At 32.4% G+C, this 17,648-nt stretch carries 11 protein-coding genes; 9 read left to right on the top strand and 2 right to left on the bottom strand.

What is annotated here, in order from left to right:
* The first annotated feature begins 3 nt into the window (after window positions 1-3).
* From G6042_RS05930 to G6042_RS05900, 7 genes are all read left to right on the top strand, one after another.
* On the top strand, window positions 4-3,111 hold the full coding sequence (locus G6042_RS05930; protein WP_169523382.1) for a Z1 domain-containing protein: 3,108 nt from the start codon (window positions 4-6) through the stop codon (window positions 3,109-3,111).
* Window positions 3,104-4,066, top strand: a complete 963-nt coding sequence (locus G6042_RS05925; protein WP_169523381.1) for a PD-(D/E)XK motif protein — start codon at window positions 3,104-3,106, stop codon at window positions 4,064-4,066. Before G6042_RS05930 ends, G6042_RS05925 begins: the two co-directional genes overlap by 8 nt.
* Window positions 4,067-6,475: an AIPR family protein gene (locus G6042_RS05920; protein ID WP_169523380.1), complete on the top strand. Its 2,409-nt coding sequence runs from the start codon at window positions 4,067-4,069 to the stop codon at window positions 6,473-6,475.
* A gap of 638 nt (window positions 6,476-7,113) precedes the next feature.
* Window positions 7,114-8,448: an ammonium transporter gene (locus G6042_RS05915; protein WP_169523379.1), complete on the top strand. Its 1,335-nt coding sequence runs from the start codon at window positions 7,114-7,116 to the stop codon at window positions 8,446-8,448.
* A 160-nt stretch (window positions 8,449-8,608) separates the two neighbouring features.
* Window positions 8,609-9,118: a nuclear transport factor 2 family protein gene (locus G6042_RS05910; protein WP_169523378.1), complete on the top strand. Its 510-nt coding sequence runs from the start codon at window positions 8,609-8,611 to the stop codon at window positions 9,116-9,118.
* 69 nt (window positions 9,119-9,187) lie between these two features.
* Entirely contained in the window at window positions 9,188-9,625 is a 438-nt protein-coding gene (locus tag G6042_RS05905; protein WP_169523377.1) for a hypothetical protein, read from the top strand.
* Between the two features lie 16 nt (window positions 9,626-9,641).
* Entirely contained in the window at window positions 9,642-10,229 is a 588-nt protein-coding gene (locus G6042_RS05900) for a globin family protein (RefSeq protein ID WP_169523376.1), read from the top strand.
* Window positions 10,230-10,295: 66 nt separating this feature from the next.
* On the opposite strand, the gene G6042_RS05895 is transcribed toward G6042_RS05900, so the two are convergent.
* Window positions 10,296-11,237 (bottom strand): L-threonine 3-dehydrogenase, encoded by a 942-nt coding sequence (locus G6042_RS05895; RefSeq protein ID WP_169523375.1) that lies wholly within the window; start codon window positions 11,235-11,237, stop codon window positions 10,296-10,298.
* A 137-nt stretch (window positions 11,238-11,374) separates the two neighbouring features.
* On the opposite strand from G6042_RS05895, the gene G6042_RS05890 reads away from it, so the two are divergent.
* Together G6042_RS05890 and mfd are read left to right on the top strand one after the other, a co-directional pair.
* Complete coding sequence (locus G6042_RS05890) at window positions 11,375-12,010, top strand: hypothetical protein (protein ID WP_211161644.1); 636 nt, start codon at window positions 11,375-11,377, stop codon at window positions 12,008-12,010.
* A 1-nt stretch (window position 12,011) separates the two neighbouring features.
* Window positions 12,012-15,371: a transcription-repair coupling factor gene (mfd, locus tag G6042_RS05885; RefSeq protein WP_169523374.1), complete on the top strand. Its 3,360-nt coding sequence runs from the start codon at window positions 12,012-12,014 to the stop codon at window positions 15,369-15,371.
* 80 nt (window positions 15,372-15,451) lie between these two features.
* On the opposite strand, the gene G6042_RS05880 is transcribed toward mfd, so the two are convergent.
* Window positions 15,452-17,629: a M12 family metallo-peptidase gene (locus tag G6042_RS05880; RefSeq protein WP_169523373.1), complete on the bottom strand. Its 2,178-nt coding sequence runs from the start codon at window positions 17,627-17,629 to the stop codon at window positions 15,452-15,454.
* Window positions 17,630-17,648 lie beyond the last annotated feature (19 nt).

Below are 17,648 nucleotides of genomic sequence, written 5' to 3'. Positions count from 1 at the left end.
TATATGAACCCAATTGAACTTATAAAAAGCTTTATTATATATAATTATGAAGCTTTTCTTCAAGAAAGAGGATATGCAGACAGAGATTTTTTTGAAGGTGAAGATTTAAAAAACAAATGTCTATCCGCTTTTCAAATGTCTTTTCCTATGATTATTAATGGGGGTAATTTTGATTTTGACGAGAAGTATACGATTGCTCTAAGAGATGTAAGATACAACTATAGAACTATAATGAACCCAAGTATGTCTATCCAAAATGAATATAAAGATACTTGGTTAAATGAAAATAGAATTGATGAAATTGGTTGGGATAATGATGAAACAAAAGCAAAAACATATCGAGGAAGGTATTTATTATATTTAGAACAGAAACTTGGGCGTTCTAAATCAATGATTAACGAAACAGAAAGATCAAGTCTAGAAATTATAAAAAAAATAGGAGATCCTAAAAATCCAAATAATTTCTTTGTAAAAGGTTTAGTTGTTGGTAGTGTACAATCTGGTAAAACTTCAAATTTTAATGCTGTTGTAAATAGCTCTATTGATGTTGGATATAAACTTATAATAGTATTATCTGGCATCATGGAAGATTTGAGAAGACAAACTCAAATCAGAACAGAAAAAGAAGTAGAGGGCAAAATGATTGCCCAAGATAAATTTATAGGTGTTGGCGAAATATCATCTTTTGGTCAATTGGGACGATTTACTGACGTTAATCAAGTAATCCTACCAACTTCAACTCAAAATGATTTTAATAGAACAATGCAACAAGCTCAATTTAGCCTAAATAACACAAATATTTTAATTTGTAAAAAAAATACAAGCGTGTTACAAAATTTGCTTTTGTGGTTAAACGAATACTTATTAGAAAATAATGATAAACATAATATACCTTTTCTTATTATTGATGATGAAGCGGATAATGCATCTATTAATAATCTTGGACACAAAGGAAGTGAATATGCAAACAAAATAAATGGTCATATTAGAGCTTTGCTAGCCTTGTTCAATCGTAAGACATATATTGGTTACACAGCAACCCCTTTTGCTAATATACTTCAAGATTGGAATAAGAAACCTGAAGTAAAATGGAAGGTTAAAGACAGTAAAAATAATTCTGAATTAGAATTTGACCTAGAAGGAAATTTATTCCCTGATGATTTTATTGAATTGTTAATTCCGCCTTCAAACTATATAGGACCAAAAAATTTCTTTGAAACACGAATTGAAGAAATTAAAAAAATTGAGCCTTTATTAGCCGAGCCATTGAGTGACTATATTGAGTGTTTTCCTGAAAGAGTTGAAGTCTTATCTGACGGAAGTCTAAAAGGAGTGAAAAAATATAATAATAAAAGTGAATTCGATAATGATCCTATTGCTGTTTCTGAATACATATCTTTTAAAAACTATAAAGAAAGTACAAGAGCAACAAAAAAAGATGATGGTAAAAATGGTGGCGGTAAGGAAAAAATAGATGAATTATTTCCACATCAATTACCAAAATCTTTAGATGAAGCGATAAAATGTTTTATAGTTTCAATTGCTATAAGATTATCAAGGAGACCTGAATTAATACAATCAAAGTTATTTCATCCTCATAATACAATGCTAATTCATATCTCGAGATTTTCAGATTGGCAATGTAAAACTAAAAAACTTATAATAGAAAAAATAGATTACATAAAAACTCGATTAAATAACGACACTTTATCTGCAAGTGACTCAATTTTTATAGAGTTTGAAAGAATTTGGATTAAATATTATGCCGATGCAATAAATAACATTAGAGAATATTTGCCTGAAAACTATGAAGATGAATATTTGACAAGGAAAACATTCCTTGAAGTTAGAGATTTATTGGTTTCTGCAATTAATGGAATTGAAGTAAAAGCAGTAAATACTGTTGAAAAAGATATTCTTGATTACGAAAGCGGTGAAAAAAAATATATTGTAATTGGAGGGAATAAACTTTCTAGAGGTTTTACCCTTGAAGGACTGACAATTAATTACTTCATTAGAAACACAAATTATGCAGATACGCTTTTACAAATGGGCAGATGGTTTGGCTACAGACCAGGATATTTAGACTGTTGTAAATTATTTACAACTGCTGATTCATTTGAAAAATTTGACCAATGTACATGGACAATAGAAGAATTAGAGGAAGAGTTTAGAATGTTATCAAAAGCAAAAAAGAAACCTAGAGATTATGCAACTAAAATTCTAACTCATCCAAGCGCTTTACAAATTACTAGACCTGCAATTTTAAAAAATACTATTACTGAAAAATGGTCTTTTGAAGATAAACTTTTGCAAACAACCGATTTATTAATAAATAAAAGTACAATAGAATCTTCTTGGAAAAATTTCAAATCTATTTATAACAAATACAAAGAAAATTTCTTCTATGATGATTTTAGAAAGGCAATAATATTAAAAACTGATGTAAATGGATTAGAAGATTTTCTAATCTCACAAAAAACTTTTGTTGATTTCCCTACCGAGGCAGTTATAAGATTCGTAAGAAAGTGTAACGAGTTTGAAAAATTAACCAATTGGACAATTGCAATAAAAACAACAGGATCTACAGATAAGTATTTGCAAAAAAATGACACAAATTTTGCAAATGATATTGAATTAATAAAGAGAAGTAGTTCAAAAGAAGGAACAAAGTATTACACTAAACTTATTGATAAGAATATATTTAAAGTATCTGGTGGATCTTCAAATATTTTATCTGGTGGTCGTGATATGAGTATGACTTTGGAAGTAGAAAAAATCGCACTAATTGAACAAGAATTCAAAGAAAAATATAATAAAAATACTCCTGAAAAAGCATTTCGTGAAAAAATGAAACCAACAGATGGATTATTAGTTGTTTTCTTAATGGATTTGACTGAAGTTTTTAGAGATGATGCCCTCGTTGAAAAAGCAAATAATGAAAATATAGATTTAACTATACCTCTAATTGGTTATGCAATTGGTATTCCTCCAATTGATGCTGGTCTTGGTGAAGATTATTTAATTAATGTTCATATAAGAGAAAATGAAAATAATAGTCTTGAAGAGGAGGATGAAAGTGACGAAATTGAATCATTAGAAAATGAATAAAGAAATCATTGAAAATATTTGGAATAAAATTATTCCATCTGGAGAAGGAGAGTTTGAATATAAATTACTTTCAAAAGAGTCAATACCTCAATTAAACATTGGTTTTAATAAAAAAAGTCAAAGATGTTTAATTCTTGAATTGCCTCTTGATTATGACAAACCTTTTCAACAATTTGAAAAAGAAAACCTTTCCCTTAAATATTTTAAAAAAGAAAAATGCTTGTGTATTATCTTAAATGATGACTTTTTCAAAGACTTATTCGATGATTTAATATTATCTATTTACAGTAAAATTTACAATATTTATAATACCGAAGAGTATTCGGAATTATTTACAAGACACTTTTTTAAGTGGAGTGCTTTTTTTGAAAATAAAAAAACAGATGGGCTCACAAGAGAACAAGTAAAAGGATTGATTGGAGAACTCTTCTATTTAAAGAATTTACTACTTACCTCAAAAATAGATGTTGATGATGTTTTAATTTCATGGCGAGGACCATATGATGAAGGACATGATTTTGTTTTTGAATTTACAGATTATGAAATCAAAACAATTGAAAGTTCTAAAAATAATGTTCGTATTTCGAGTGAATTTCAATTGCAATCTGAAAAAGGTAAAGAGCTAGAATTAGTAGTAATTTTTGTAAATCCAGACAATGAAAATGGATTAAGTCTAAAATTATTGATCAATGAAGTAAAAACAATAGTTCTTGATAAATTAGGAGACAATTCAATTTTTATAAATACGTTAGCTCAAAAAGGATTGACTATTGGGGATTTAGATCAATATGAAGTTTATCGTTATACACCAATTGAAGAAATTTCATATGATAGCACTAAAGAAAATTTTCCAAAACTAATTCGTTCTACAATTCCAGAAGAAGTCTATAAATTAAATTACAGCATCAGATTAAATCTGATTGAAAAATTTATTATCAACAAAAAACAATTCTAGATGGAAATTCAAGAGTATTTAAAATATCGTGTTGATTTACTTAATGAGTCTAAAGATGACGAAGGGTTTATTAATGAAAGTAGTTTTATTAATAATATCATTCCTTCTATGCTGGATGCTAAATTAATAGATACGGAAGATTTTACGGAAACTTATTATTCAACGGAGATTGATGGTTCTCCAATTAAAATCAACGGATATGTAATAAATGACTCTGGAGAAAGATTACAGTTATTCATTTTAAACAATGAATCAATAGATTTAAACACGAAAAATCTTGAAATTTCATTGAAGGAGTATTATGACGCTATATTTAAAAAAGCTACAAGCTTTACAAACAAAGCTATAAAAGGGCATTTGAATGACATACAAGATATTGGAGCAATAAATGCTTTAATTAACCAAATGTCTTCTTCCCTTGGTGCTGACCAGTTTGATGTTGTAGAAATATTTTTAGTTTCTGCAACAGCTACTGTAACCGGTAGCGGTTCAAATGTGCAGCCAAAAAGAATGGATTTCAAAGATGAAAAAATAAAAATAAGATATACTAAAAACAGAGAAACTGTAGAAAAAGAAATCTTAATCTTAAAAAGATTAGTAGACTTAAATTTTCTATACAGTGTTCTAATTTCACAAGGTAATAGAGAAGCTTTGACCATTAATTTTGAAGAACAATTTGATTTTAAAATTGAAGCCATAAAAGCAGCTGACGAAATAAATTTTGAATCTTATTTATGTGTTTTACCTGCTACTATATTAGCAGAACTTTATAAAAGATTTAGTTCGAGATTATTAGAAAAAAATGTTAGGTCTTTCTTGCAGTTTAGAGGAGTAAATCTTGGTATGAGAAAAACATTAACAAAAGATCCAGAAAAATTTATTGCATTTAATAATGGTTTGACTATAACTGCAAGTAATAAAGAAATTGAAACAATTAACGACAAAGTTTATATAAAATCCTTATCTGATTTTCAAATTGTTAATGGAGGTCAAACTACTGCGAGTATTTACTTTAGTCAAAAAGATGGAATCGACGTAAGTAAAGTAAAAGTAATGGCAAAAATTAATGTTGCCAAAAACGTTTCCGAAGAAGATTTAAATGAATTAATCTCTAGTATAAGTGAATTTTCAAATTCTCAATCAAAAGTTACTACTGTAGATTTACGTTCAAGAAATCCTCAGTTGAATAAAATTAAAGCTCTTTCTGAAAGTATAATTACACCTTCAGGACGTAAATGGTTCTTTGAAAAGTCAAAAGGGGAATTCAATACAAAACTGAGAATAGCAGGTCAATCTGGAAAGAATAGGATAGAAAAAGAATATCCAAAAGAATACAGGTTTACAAAAGAACAACTAGGTAAGTACTATTCTTCTTGGGGTGATGAACCATACAAAGTAAAAAAAGGTGGTGAAGCAATTTTTAGAAAATTCCTTGAAGATATTAGTTCAGAAGAAAATGAAAGAAAATTGAATATTGATAGAAACTTCTATGAATTATTAATATCAAGAATAATATTATTCAAATCCCTCGAAGAAATTCATGGTGCAAGAAATAATGCAATTGGACAATTACGTTCTGCTGTAGTTCCTTATACAATGTCAATCTTATTTTCAAAAACAGAAGGAGATAAGAAGAACACAAACACTTTTGATTTAGCAAAATTATGGGCTAAAGAAGGTCTTGAAGATGATTTGAAAGTACATCTAAAAGAGTTAATGATACTAGTAAATGAATTGATAAAAAAATATGCAAAAAGTGATGATTTAGGAGAATATAGTAAAAAGAAAGAAATGTGGGATGATATATATAACTCACATGAAATGAAAGATTTTTTAAATAGCGATAATTCCTCTAAAATTTTTAATAAATATTCTATCTCTAAAAAAGATTTAGAAAAAAAATTAAAAGCCAACACTAAAAACAAAGAAGTTGATTTTAAATTTTTAAAAGATAGTATAAATATACATTCGAAAACATCTGAATTTTATAAAAAAATAAACTCTTTATTGTGGGATAATCTAACTGATAATGAAAGAAGTAAAGTTTCAAATATCGCTGCATTAATTCAACAACGAGATGAGTTAACAGAAGATTTAGTAAACTTTGAAAATAATTTAATTCAAAAAATAAGAATTAATTATCTCGATGTTTTGGATAAGATAATTTTTGAAGAAAACTCTTTACTAGAGAATACTCTAAATTATGTTATAAAAAAATATAATTCTTGTATTGAAAAAGGGGAAGATTTAATATCAAACTTTGACAAAATTGGAATGATTGCAAAATCTAAAAATATAAAATTTGATTCTGTATTTAATGAAATTGGAAAGAAATTGAAGTCTGGTGATACTCCTAGTATCAAACAAATCTACTATGCTTCATATTATATTTCTTCTTTAAAAAATTAGTTTATTTTATCAAGAAATCTCATAACCTCTTTAAATAATGGACGTGATAATTCGAATCTTGAGCGTGTAAAAAGGGATTCGGGTGTGTGTCATTTTGAATATTGGACGTGTAAAAACCGATTCTGAGCGTGTAAAAACGGATTCGGGTGCTTGTCATTTTGGATTCGGGTGTGTGTCATTTTGGATTCAGGTGCTTGTCATTTTGAATATTGAGGTTATAAAAACACGTTTTATTTTCCCAAATTATTAAAACTAAAAAAAAGGAAACAATTACTTAAGTTCCCTTCAATTTCACATCATTAAAGCTATCCCTTACTATATATCGTATATATGTCGTGTATATATCATGTGTATATCATGTATATATAAGATAATCAATAACTTAAACCATAGCTAAACTATTGATAAACTAAGGATAAATTAGTCCTTTTGATTTCAACTACTGTCTCATACGGAGTAAACAAATAATAAAAAAGTATCCCAAGGACTAAGACTATTCTAGAACAGTAAAGACTTTTTGCTTATTTTCATAAAAACAAATAGTTTTTTAAAAAATAAAGGGGTAATGGTTGAAAAAAACAAACAATTTTATATTTTTACCCTATAAAAATTAGGGTTCAATCATAAAATAAAGAATTATGAAAATAGAAAAGCGATGGATTGTTTCTTTTATCATTATTAGTTTAGTAGCTATAACGGGGTTGTTATGGCAACATGAACCGGCTAGCAGCGACGTATTTAACACAGAGGATAGCATCAACTTTGCGGATGTGGCTTGGATGTTAACGGCTTCGTGCTTGGTTTTGTTGATGACGCCGGGTTTGTCGTTTTTCTACGGCGGTATGGTGGGCAAGAAAAATGTTATTTCGACGATGTTGAAGAGTTTTATTTGTCTTGGGGTTATTAGTTTGCTGTGGGTAGTGGTTGGGTTTAGTCTTTCGTTTGGCGATAGTATCGGGATTGTTATTGATGGGAAGACGTATGGAATTATTGGTAATCCGCTACAGTTTGCTTTTTTTGACCAAGTGGAAACGAAACCTCATCAGGTGCTGGGTTCGTCTATTCCTTTTATTCTCTATGCGCTTTTTCAAATGAAGTTTGCTATTATTACTCCGGCGATTATCACGGGTGCATTAGCAGAACGCATTCGATTTATTTCGTTTTTGTTGTTTATCTGTTTGTTTACACTGGTTATTTATACACCGTTGTGTCACATGATTTGGCACCCGAATGGACTGTTGGGCAGTTACTTTGGGGTGAAGGATTTTGCCGGTGGAACGGTGGTACACATGAGTGCGGGTTTTGCAGCATTAGCTGGCGTTATCGTTTTAGGTAAAAGAAAGAACAGTGAACATATTCCAACGAATATTCCGTTTGTACTGCTTGGTACTGGTATGCTTTGGTTTGGGTGGTTTGGGTTTAATGCGGGTTCGGCTCTAGCGGCGAATGCTACGGCAGCAATGGCGTTTGCCACTACTACTGTCGCTTCGGCATCGGCTATGCTAACGTGGGTTTTCTTCGATAGACTGAACGGCAGAAAGGTTTCGGCACTCGGAGCATGTATTGGTGCTGTAGTTGGACTTGTGGTGATTACTCCATCGGCTGGATTTGTGTCTATTCCGCAGAGTATGTTTTTTGGGTTTATTGGTGCCATTGTTTCTAACAAAATGGTGTATTGGAAAAAGCTAAAACAAATAGACGACACACTAGACGTGTTTGCCTGTCACGGCGTTGGTGGAATTATGGGGATGATACTAACGGCTATCTTTGCGCAAGGGGAAAACGCGAGCTTACTTCATGGTGGGATTTCGGTTTTTGGTCATCACATGATAGCGTTGGTTTTGGTTTCTATCTTCACTTTTGGGGGAAGTTATTTGTTGTTTAAGTTAACGAACCTCATCATTCCTATTAGGGTTTCAGAGGAATCGGAAAATATGGGATTGGATTTGTCTCAGCATGGGGAGAAGTTTTAAAATTGTGAGTTGCGTGTTGCGAGTTGGGAGGTTTTTTTGTTGATGTAATTTTCTGTTTTAAAAACTGGCGTTTTTGAGTTAGAAAATTACTTGAACTGACGTAAACTAGTATGGGAAAACCAATTGCTCTTTTTTATATCTTTATAAAAAATTCATCATCATGAAAAAGCTTCTTCTACTCCTTTTCATAATTACTCTAACTGCTTGTGGTTCTAAAAAAGATAAGCCATTAACGGAAACGGATAAGGTCAATCTCCTACTAAACAATTGGCACAAAGCGGCTGCCGAGGCTAACTTTAACAACTACTTTGAAGCGATGACGGAAGATGCTATCTTCATCGGCACTGACGCTACTGAAAACTGGAATAAAACGGAATTTCAAGCCTATGCCAAACCCTATTTTGACAAAGGAAAAGCGTGGAACTTTAAAGCGCTGGAACGCAATATCTACTTTAGTGATGATAAAAAAATAGTGTGGTTTGACGAACTGCTGGACACGCAAATGAAAATCTGTAGAGGTTCGGGTGTGTTACTAAAAGTAGGCAATCAATGGAAAATAAAACACTATGTTTTATCGATGACTATTCCTAACGACGATGTAAATGCAGTTGTTAAAATCAAATCCCATCTTGAGGATAAACTGATTGAGGAATTGAAGTCTAAAAAATAATTTCAAAAAAAATAAAACCAAGTTGTTTTTGTTCTCGTAAATGAGTGAAGAAACAAAAACATCTTGGTTATGAGAATTCCTAAAAAAATTAAAATTGCAGCGGTAAGCATACTAGGTATAGTAGGTTTGCTCTTTGTGGTATTGGTAGTTCATATTGCCACTGCCAAACCGGTTGTATATGATAATGCAACACTTCAAATTAGTAGAATAGACTTTGAAGAAGCTATTGACTCGGCTAAAGCCAAAGAAATTCACCGTAACTTAAAATCCATTCCTGGCGTAAAAAATGACCGCATCAATCTTGAAAAAGGTGTGGTGGTTTACTTTCATGACAACAAAGTAATCAACTCTGAAGAAGTATTTAATCAACTAATTGCCAAAGGAAACTATAAAGCTAAACGCTACGTCATATCGAATGAACTGGCTCAGAAAAAAGCTTGTCCGGTAATGAATGAAGACAGCTTCAGTTATAAATTTTCGAGAGGCGTTCAACGCATATTTAATTAATCTAAACACGAATACTATGAAAAAATTTGAAAAATTAGCTTTAGGTCTGTTTGTAGCCGTAGCGCTATTTGGACTTGCATCCTGCAGTGATGACGACAATGATTCTCCTGCACAGATGAGTTTGTATCAAAAACTGGGTGGAACTACAAAAGTGAGTGATCCAAACAACCCAGGACAAATGATTGAAAAAGGACGATTGAGTTATCGTTCAGTAGTGGATAGCACGATTGTACTTATAGTAGCCGATATTGTTGCTGGTTCAGAAGGCAATCTTGGTGCTCACTTTGCTCCTATTGTAGGCGAAGTGGTTGGAGGAAATACAACCAATGTTGCTGTATTGAGTAAAAACTTAACTGATTTTTTCTCTGCTAACACTGGTGGTGGTGCCACTAATACTTACTCTGGATTAAACATGGTAGCTGCACACGATCCTGCTCAAAACCCAAGAATGGGTGTAAAATCTACTAATGCAGATTATACTAAATTTATTGGTTATGTAGGTCAAGCGGCTGGCTTAAACGGTGTTACCGATACAGGCATCATCAATGAAGTGGTAGCGGTATTGGAATCGCTTAGAGATCCAATTGTTCAAGATCCGAATTAAAATATTAAAATAAAGGTTTGTTTATTTTGTTGTCGATAAAGCGTTACTTTTTAACAAAGTAGCGCTTTATTTTTTTAGATTCTCAAGCATTTCTACTGTCATTTTTTCTAAATCAAACTGATGTTTCCAGTTCCAGTCCTTTTGAGCAAAGGTATCATCAATACTAGCTGGCCAACTATCGGCAATCTTCTGACGGAAATCAGGTTTATAAGTAATGGTAAAATCTGGAATGTGCTTTTTGATTTCTTCGGCTATTTCTTTTGGTGTAAAACTAACTCCGCCTAAATTGTAAGAAGAACGAATAGCGATGTTCTCTTTTGGCGCTTGCATGATTTCTACCGTGGCACGAATGGCATCGTCCATATACATCATAGGCAAGGCTGTTTCTTCAGATAGAAAACACTCAAATGTTCCTTTTTCAAGTGCTTTGTGATAGATATCTACGGCATAATCGGTTGTTCCTCCACCAGGTTCAGTTGACCACGAAATTAATCCTGGATAACGAATGCTTCGAACATCTACACCATAAATGTTATGATAGTATTCACACCAACGTTCCCCTGATTGTTTTGAAATTCCATATACGGTTGATGGTTCCATAATAGTGTATTGTGGCGTATTATCGCGAGGTGTTGTAGGTCCAAAAACAGCAATGCTGGAAGGCCAGAATATCTTTTGAATTTTTCCTGCTTTGGCTAAATTCAATACGTGAAACAAGGAATTCATGTTCAAATCCCAAGCAAAGGCTGGGTTTTTTTCGGCAGTAGCCGAAAGCAAAGCCGCCATTAGATAAACATCGGTAATTTGATATTGTTCTACTAAATGCTCAATTTGATTAAAATCTAAAGCATTGACTACTTCAAAAATACCTTCGTTAACGATATCGATATTTAGTTTTCTAATGTCGGAAGCAATAACATTGTCCGTTCCATAAATGGTTCTTAGTTTTTTAGTCAACTCAGTACCTATTTGACCGCAGGCACCAATAATAAGAATTTTAGTAGTCATAATTTAGTTTGTGTTTCTTGGTGCAAAGATAACGTTTTCGTGAAGTTGTTTTGAAGAAATTAAACAAATCTTAAAATGTGTTTAATGCTAAGTTATTCGAATTACCTTTGTATTTTTGCAATGCATTTTTTCAACCTATGAAAAACAAAATTATTTTAGCGTTACTGAGTTTGTCTGTTTTTATATCCTGTAAAAAAGATGAGCAACTATTGCTTGTAGAACAACAAAAAGAGGTTAAGAAACGAGAAGCGATTTTTGCCACCATCAACAAAAGCTGGAATTTCAACGCTTTTCCTTTGAACCAAAGTACGCAATCGCTAAACCAAAACTGGGCAGAATGGCGCGTTTTTCTAAAAGAGCTTTCCGAAAAACCCAAAACAAGTATTGGTGCTTTTCAAAAAAAGGCAAAAACCTTATCTAAAAAAGCAGCTGAACTGAACAATAACATTCCTGCCACGTATAACAAACCCGAAATTAAAAGTAGAATTTCGGCTGTTACCACAAAAATAAATACGCTGAATCTTTACATCAATCTAAAAAATATTCCCGACCAAAAGATTGTAAAATTAATTCCTGAAATTAATCAAGAAGTGGAGTCGCTGCAACAACAATTTGCAGAAATAGACACTAAAAATCAAATCAAAATGGAAGATGGTGAAGAAGATATGATTAGAATGCTAGACACAACTCGTGCTATTTCTGTTGAAAATTCAAATTCAGTTCCTAATCCGTCAGTTAGTCCAAATAAAAAACCATTCTTAAGAGCTAAATAACTTGAGTCAGTCATCGCTTTTTTCCATTTACGAAAGTTCTAATAAAATCAAGCAAATTGCGGAAAGCTTAACTGTTCCACAAAATAAAATCCATTGCAGAGGACTTTCGGGTTCAGTTGTTTCTATCATCATTCAGTCGGTGTTCAAGAAAGCCGAACAACCTTTTCTGTTGGTTTTTAACGAAAAAGAAGAAGCAGCTTACTATTTGAACGATTTGGAGCAAATGTTAGGACAAAACGATGTGTTGTTTTATCCGAGTTCGTATCGAAGACCTTATCAAATAGAAGAAACCGATAACGCGAATGTTTTATTGCGTTCCGAAGTTTTAAATCGCATCAATTCCAGAAAAAAACCTTCGATAATTGTTACCTATCCTGAAGCGCTTTTTGAAAAAGTAGTCACCAAAAAAGAATTGGATAAAAACACACTAAAAGTTGCTGTTGGTGATAACATTTCTATTGATTTCATCAACGAAGTGTTGTTTGAATACGAATTCAAACGCGTGGATTTCATCACTGAACCTGGAGAGTTTTCGGTTCGTGGCGGAATTGTCGATGTGTTTTCTTTTTCCAATGACAATCCCTATCGTATCGAGTTTTTTGGCAATGAAGTCGACAGCATCCGAACCTTTGACGTAGAAACCCAACTTTCGGTTGAGAAGCAAAATAAGATTACCATTATTCCCAATCTGGAAAATAAATTCATTAAAGAAAACCGCGAAAGTTTCCTAGATTATATAAACGACAAAACCATTCTTTGGATAGAAAATACAGAAATGGTTTTGGCACAATTGGATAAACTATTCGAAAAAGCAACTGAAACTTTTGATAAACTTTCCAAAGACATCAAACACGCTTCGCCAGAACATTTATTCTTAAATCAGGAAGGATTTTTGCGTAAAGCGTTGGATTTTTCCATCGTGGAATTAACAAATAAACCGTTATTCAAAACCACGAAGACATTTGAATTTCACATACAACCGCAACCGTCGTTCAACAAGCAATTTGATTTGTTGTTGAACAATTTGAGCGACAACCATTTCAACGGAATTACTAATTATTTGTTTTGTTCCAATGAAAATCAGGCGAACCGTTTTCACGATATTTTTGAAAGTATTGATGAAGAAAATCACGAAGACATTCGCAAACAATATCATACCGTTGTACAACCTTTATACCAAGGTTTTATTGACGAAGAACATCAAGTAGCTTGTTATACTGACCATCAAATTTTTGAACGTTATCATAAGTTTTCCATCAAAAATGGATATTCTAAAAAGCAAACGATAACGTTAAAAGAGCTGAATTCGCTTTCGGTTGGTGATTATGTCACACATATCGATCACGGAATTGGAAAGTTTGGCGGATTGCAAAAAATTCAGGTGGAAGGTAAAACGCAAGAAGCCATTAAACTGGTTTATGCTGATAACGACATTGTGTATGTAAGCATTCATTCGCTGCATAAAATTTCAAAATACAACGGCAAAGACGGAACGCCACCAAAGATTTATAAGTTGGGTTCCAATGCTTGGAAAGTCTTAAAACAAAAGACAAAAGCACGCGTAAAACATATTGCTTTCAACTTAATTCAGTTGTATGCCAAGCGAAGATTGGAAAAAGGATTTCAATTTGCACCCGATAGTTATTTGCAAAAAGAATTGGAAAGTTCCTTTATTTACGAAGATACGCCAGACCAAATCACAGCAACTGCAGACGTAAAAGCCGATATGGAAAAAGATCGTCCGATGGACAGATTGGTTTGTGGCGATGTTGGTTTCGGGAAAACAGAAGTCGCTATTCGTGCAGCATTCAAAGCGGTTGACAATAGTAAGCAAGTAGCCGTTTTGGTGCCAACAACCATTTTGGCGTATCAACATTATAGAACATTTAGCGAACGATTAAAAGAAATGCCGGTAAAAATTGGTTACTTAAATCGTTTTAGAACTGCCAAACAAAAAGCACAAACACTGGAAGATTTAGAATCTGGGAAACTGGATATTCTTATCGGAACACATCAATTGGTTAACAAAAATGTAAAGTTCAAAGATTTAGGATTACTCATTGTTGATGAAGAACAAAAATTTGGCGTAAACGTAAAAGACAAATTGAAAACAATTGCTGCCAATGTTGATACGCTAACCTTAACTGCAACGCCAATTCCGAGAACATTACAGTTTTCGTTGATGGCAGCTAGAGATTTATCGGTAATCACAACGCCACCACCAAATCGTTATCCGATAGAAACACAAGTCGTTGGATTTAACGAAGAAATTATTCGTGATGCTATTTCGTATGAAATTCAGCGAAACGGACAGGTTTTTTTCATCAATAATCGTATTGAAAACATCAAAGAAATTGCCGGAATGATTCAGCGATTGGTTCCTGATGCACGCATTGGCATTGGTCATGGTCAAATGGAAGGAAGCAAACTCGAAGAAATCATGTTGAGTTTTATGAATGGTGATTTTGATGTTTTAGTAGCAACGACCATTATCGAAAGCGGTTTAGATGTGCCAAATGCTAATACGATTTTCATTAACAATGCTAACAATTTTGGACTTTCCGATTTACATCAAATGCGTGGTCGCGTTGGTCGAAGTAATAAAAAAGCATTTTGCTATTTCATTTGTCCGCCATATTCTGCTATGACGGATGATGCTCGAAAACGTATTCAAGCATTGGAACAATATAACGAACTGGGAAGCGGTTTTAATATTGCCATGAAAGATTTGGAAATTCGAGGTGCTGGTGATTTGTTAGGTGGTGAACAAAGTGGTTTTATCAATGAAATTGGCTTTGAAACCTATCAAAAAATCATGAACGAAGCCATAGAAGAACTTAAAGAAAATGAGTTCAAAGACTTATACGAAACCGATACTGATGTTGAAACCAAAGAATATGTGAAGGATTTACAAATTGACACTGACTTTGAATTGCTTTTCCCTGATGAATATATCAACAATGTTACGGAACGATTAGCGCTTTACAACGAACTTGGAAATTGTAAAACGGAAGAAGAATTAATCGCCTACGAAAATAAGCTAATTGACCGTTTTGGTCCGTTGCCAAAAGAAGCTAAATCATTGCTAAATAGTATTCGAATCAAATGGATTGCAACCAAAGTAGGTATTGAAAAAATCGTGATGAAACAAGGCAAATTAATTGGCTATTTCATCGCCGATCAACAATCGGATTATTACAGTTCAAGACGATTTACTAATGTGTTACGATTTGTGCAACAACATGGAAACATCTGTAAAATGAAAGAGAAAGAAACTAAAAACGGTTTACGATTGCTGTTGACTTTTGAGAATGTAAAATCGATTAACAAAGCGTTGGAACTAATGCAAATGTTAGAATAGAAAACACAGATTTATTTCAAAAAAACAGCCGTAAATCATTATAATTTACGGCTGTTTTTTATTCTAATTTATTTATCAAATTACATTTTCAATACTTTGAAATTGGCTTCTTTTTCACCAAATTTCAACTTGAAGAAGTAAGTTCCGGTTGCAAACTGCGAAATATCAACCGAAGTTTCTAACGTATCTAGAGTTTGATTAAACAATCGTCGTCCTTCAATATTGAAAACCGTTATTTCTGAAATAGAGGTATTTGATTTGATATTCAAATTGCCATTCGTAGGATTTGGATAATAACTAAAATCGATAAAATCGTTATTTGAAATTCCAAGTGAAGGTGTACATGAAATAGTAGCATTCCAACCAGAGTCTTCAGTTGCACCATCTGAAATAAATTTAAAGGTTAACGAACCATCTGCAGCTGTTGAAGTTATCGTTCCTGGCGAATTTACTCCTGTAAATCCAACACCTGCATTAAATTCAGGATAAGTATCATCTGGTCCATTGTAAATATATAGAAAATCATAAGTGTCTTCTAAATTAAAGGATGTAAACGTAGCTACTAATTTTTGATTAGATTCATTTGGAATCATTTTTCGTGTAAAATCTTCTCCGTTAGTATAGTTTCCAGTTAATCCACCTGAGTCAGTAAATAGCATTCCACCACAATAATCTCCATTTGTTGCAAAAACTCTTTCTCTAATTGTAGCATTTATCCCAGTACAAATTGGTCTTATTCTTATTCTGTAATAGGTATTTGGATTTAATGTTGATATTGTGAAGGTTTTGGCTGTAACGGTATTCCATGTTCCACCGACTACCGCATTAGCTGGTCTAATCATTACCTGCCAAGTTGTTGCATCTCCAACATCATCCCAAGTTGCTGTAACACCGTTATTTGTTATATTACTTGCTTGAATATTAACTATATTGTTAATACAAGTATTAACACAATCTGTGCTTAAACAAGTTTTACTATTTACATTATTTTGGATTAAAGCAGTCGGTTGCGGACCAAATCCATTAGTAAAACTAATTCCAACACCACCAACCAAATGGCAATAACTCATAATAGTGCCTTTTACAGATGAGCTAGGAATTGGACCTTGAGGACAGTTTCCTTCTGGATATCCAGCCGAAGTTCCACACCCATCGATGGAAGTATTATTTCCGTTCCATGAACATCTATGAGTATGAGGCGAACCTAATGAATGTCCAAACTCGTGAGTGATTACTTGAACTGTCCATGAAAATGATGGAACGGAACTAAAACTAAAATCTACATCAGAATAAGAATAATTATTGTTAGCACAAATAGAGTCTAAATAGGCAACACCTCCTAAACCTCCGGGATCAATACCAACTAACATAGCAACATCACCATTAAAAATTGGTCTATTTTGAGCAAAAGAACTTAAATAAATCCCTGATGAAGTTCCAATTCCTTCATAAATATCTTGACTTGTCCAAATAAACATTGATTTTAATGCGGTCGTAATTCCGTCATTATTAAACAACGTTTGAACATTATTAAAAACTGAAGTCATCCAGTTGGTTGTTGCTGTTGTATCACTTCCGTTTTGAGTAAATAGAGTAAAATCAACTTCAAAATAAAATGTTACACATTTTGCCGTATTTATTTCCCTATTAGAATTAAGAACTTCTTCAACCTTTGTATCATCGTCTTCTTTAACATGACAACTCCAATTGTTTATAATGTTCATTTTAGAATCGGAATAGACAATATAATCTAATTGATTTCCTTTTTTGTCTAATTTACCAATAACTAAATTTCCTAGCGATTCACTTGAAATAATTCCGTTGAATTCTCCATTAAAAAAGTTGAAGGACGAAACCGAATTAATATCATTTTTAATAATTCCGCGATAATAAACGCCTTTTTGGTAGGCTATGTTTTTACTTTTATCAGTATCAATTTGAAAGTCTTCAGTGAAAGGATTTACCTTATATAACAAAACTGAAATTACTTGATTTTTATATGGAATGTCTAATTCTAAAAATTCATCTTTAGTCGCAAAAATTTGGTTCAGTTTTATTACATTTAATTTTGCCAAAGTTGCATCATTCACCACTTTTTCAACATCAGATTTATTGATAGTTACATCTGGCGTTAAAACAGAAACTTTCTTAAAAGAAGTCTTTAAATCTTGTAGGGTTGTTACTTGTTCTGCTATTTTTTTTTGTCCAAAAAGACTAAACGCAAACAATGACATCAATACTAGTAGTTGTTTTTTCATAGCTTAAAATTTGGGTAAA

The organism is Flavobacterium solisilvae (assembly GCF_012911605.1).
Taxonomy (GTDB): Bacteria; Bacteroidota; Bacteroidia; order Flavobacteriales; family Flavobacteriaceae; genus Flavobacterium; species Flavobacterium solisilvae.
This window is presented reverse-complemented; position numbering and strand designations above follow the sequence as displayed.

Coding starts and splice junctions, on each gene's coding strand:
- G6042_RS05930 (WP_169523382.1), top strand. CDS start 4: ATGAACCCAATTGAACTTATAAAAAGCTTTATTATATATAATTATGAA.
- G6042_RS05925 (WP_169523381.1), top strand. CDS start 3,104: ATGAATAAAGAAATCATTGAAAATATTTGGAATAAAATTATTCCATCT.
- G6042_RS05920 (WP_169523380.1), top strand. CDS start 4,067: ATGGAAATTCAAGAGTATTTAAAATATCGTGTTGATTTACTTAATGAG.
- G6042_RS05915 (WP_169523379.1), top strand. CDS start 7,114: ATGAAAATAGAAAAGCGATGGATTGTTTCTTTTATCATTATTAGTTTA.
- G6042_RS05910 (WP_169523378.1), top strand. CDS start 8,609: ATGAAAAAGCTTCTTCTACTCCTTTTCATAATTACTCTAACTGCTTGT.
- G6042_RS05905 (WP_169523377.1), top strand. CDS start 9,188: ATGAGAATTCCTAAAAAAATTAAAATTGCAGCGGTAAGCATACTAGGT.
- G6042_RS05900 (WP_169523376.1), top strand. CDS start 9,642: ATGAAAAAATTTGAAAAATTAGCTTTAGGTCTGTTTGTAGCCGTAGCG.
- G6042_RS05895 (WP_169523375.1), bottom strand. CDS start 11,237: ATGACTACTAAAATTCTTATTATTGGTGCCTGCGGTCAAATAGGTACT.
- G6042_RS05890 (WP_211161644.1), top strand. CDS start 11,375: ATGAAAAACAAAATTATTTTAGCGTTACTGAGTTTGTCTGTTTTTATA.
- G6042_RS05880 (WP_169523373.1), bottom strand. CDS start 17,629: ATGAAAAAACAACTACTAGTATTGATGTCATTGTTTGCGTTTAGTCTT.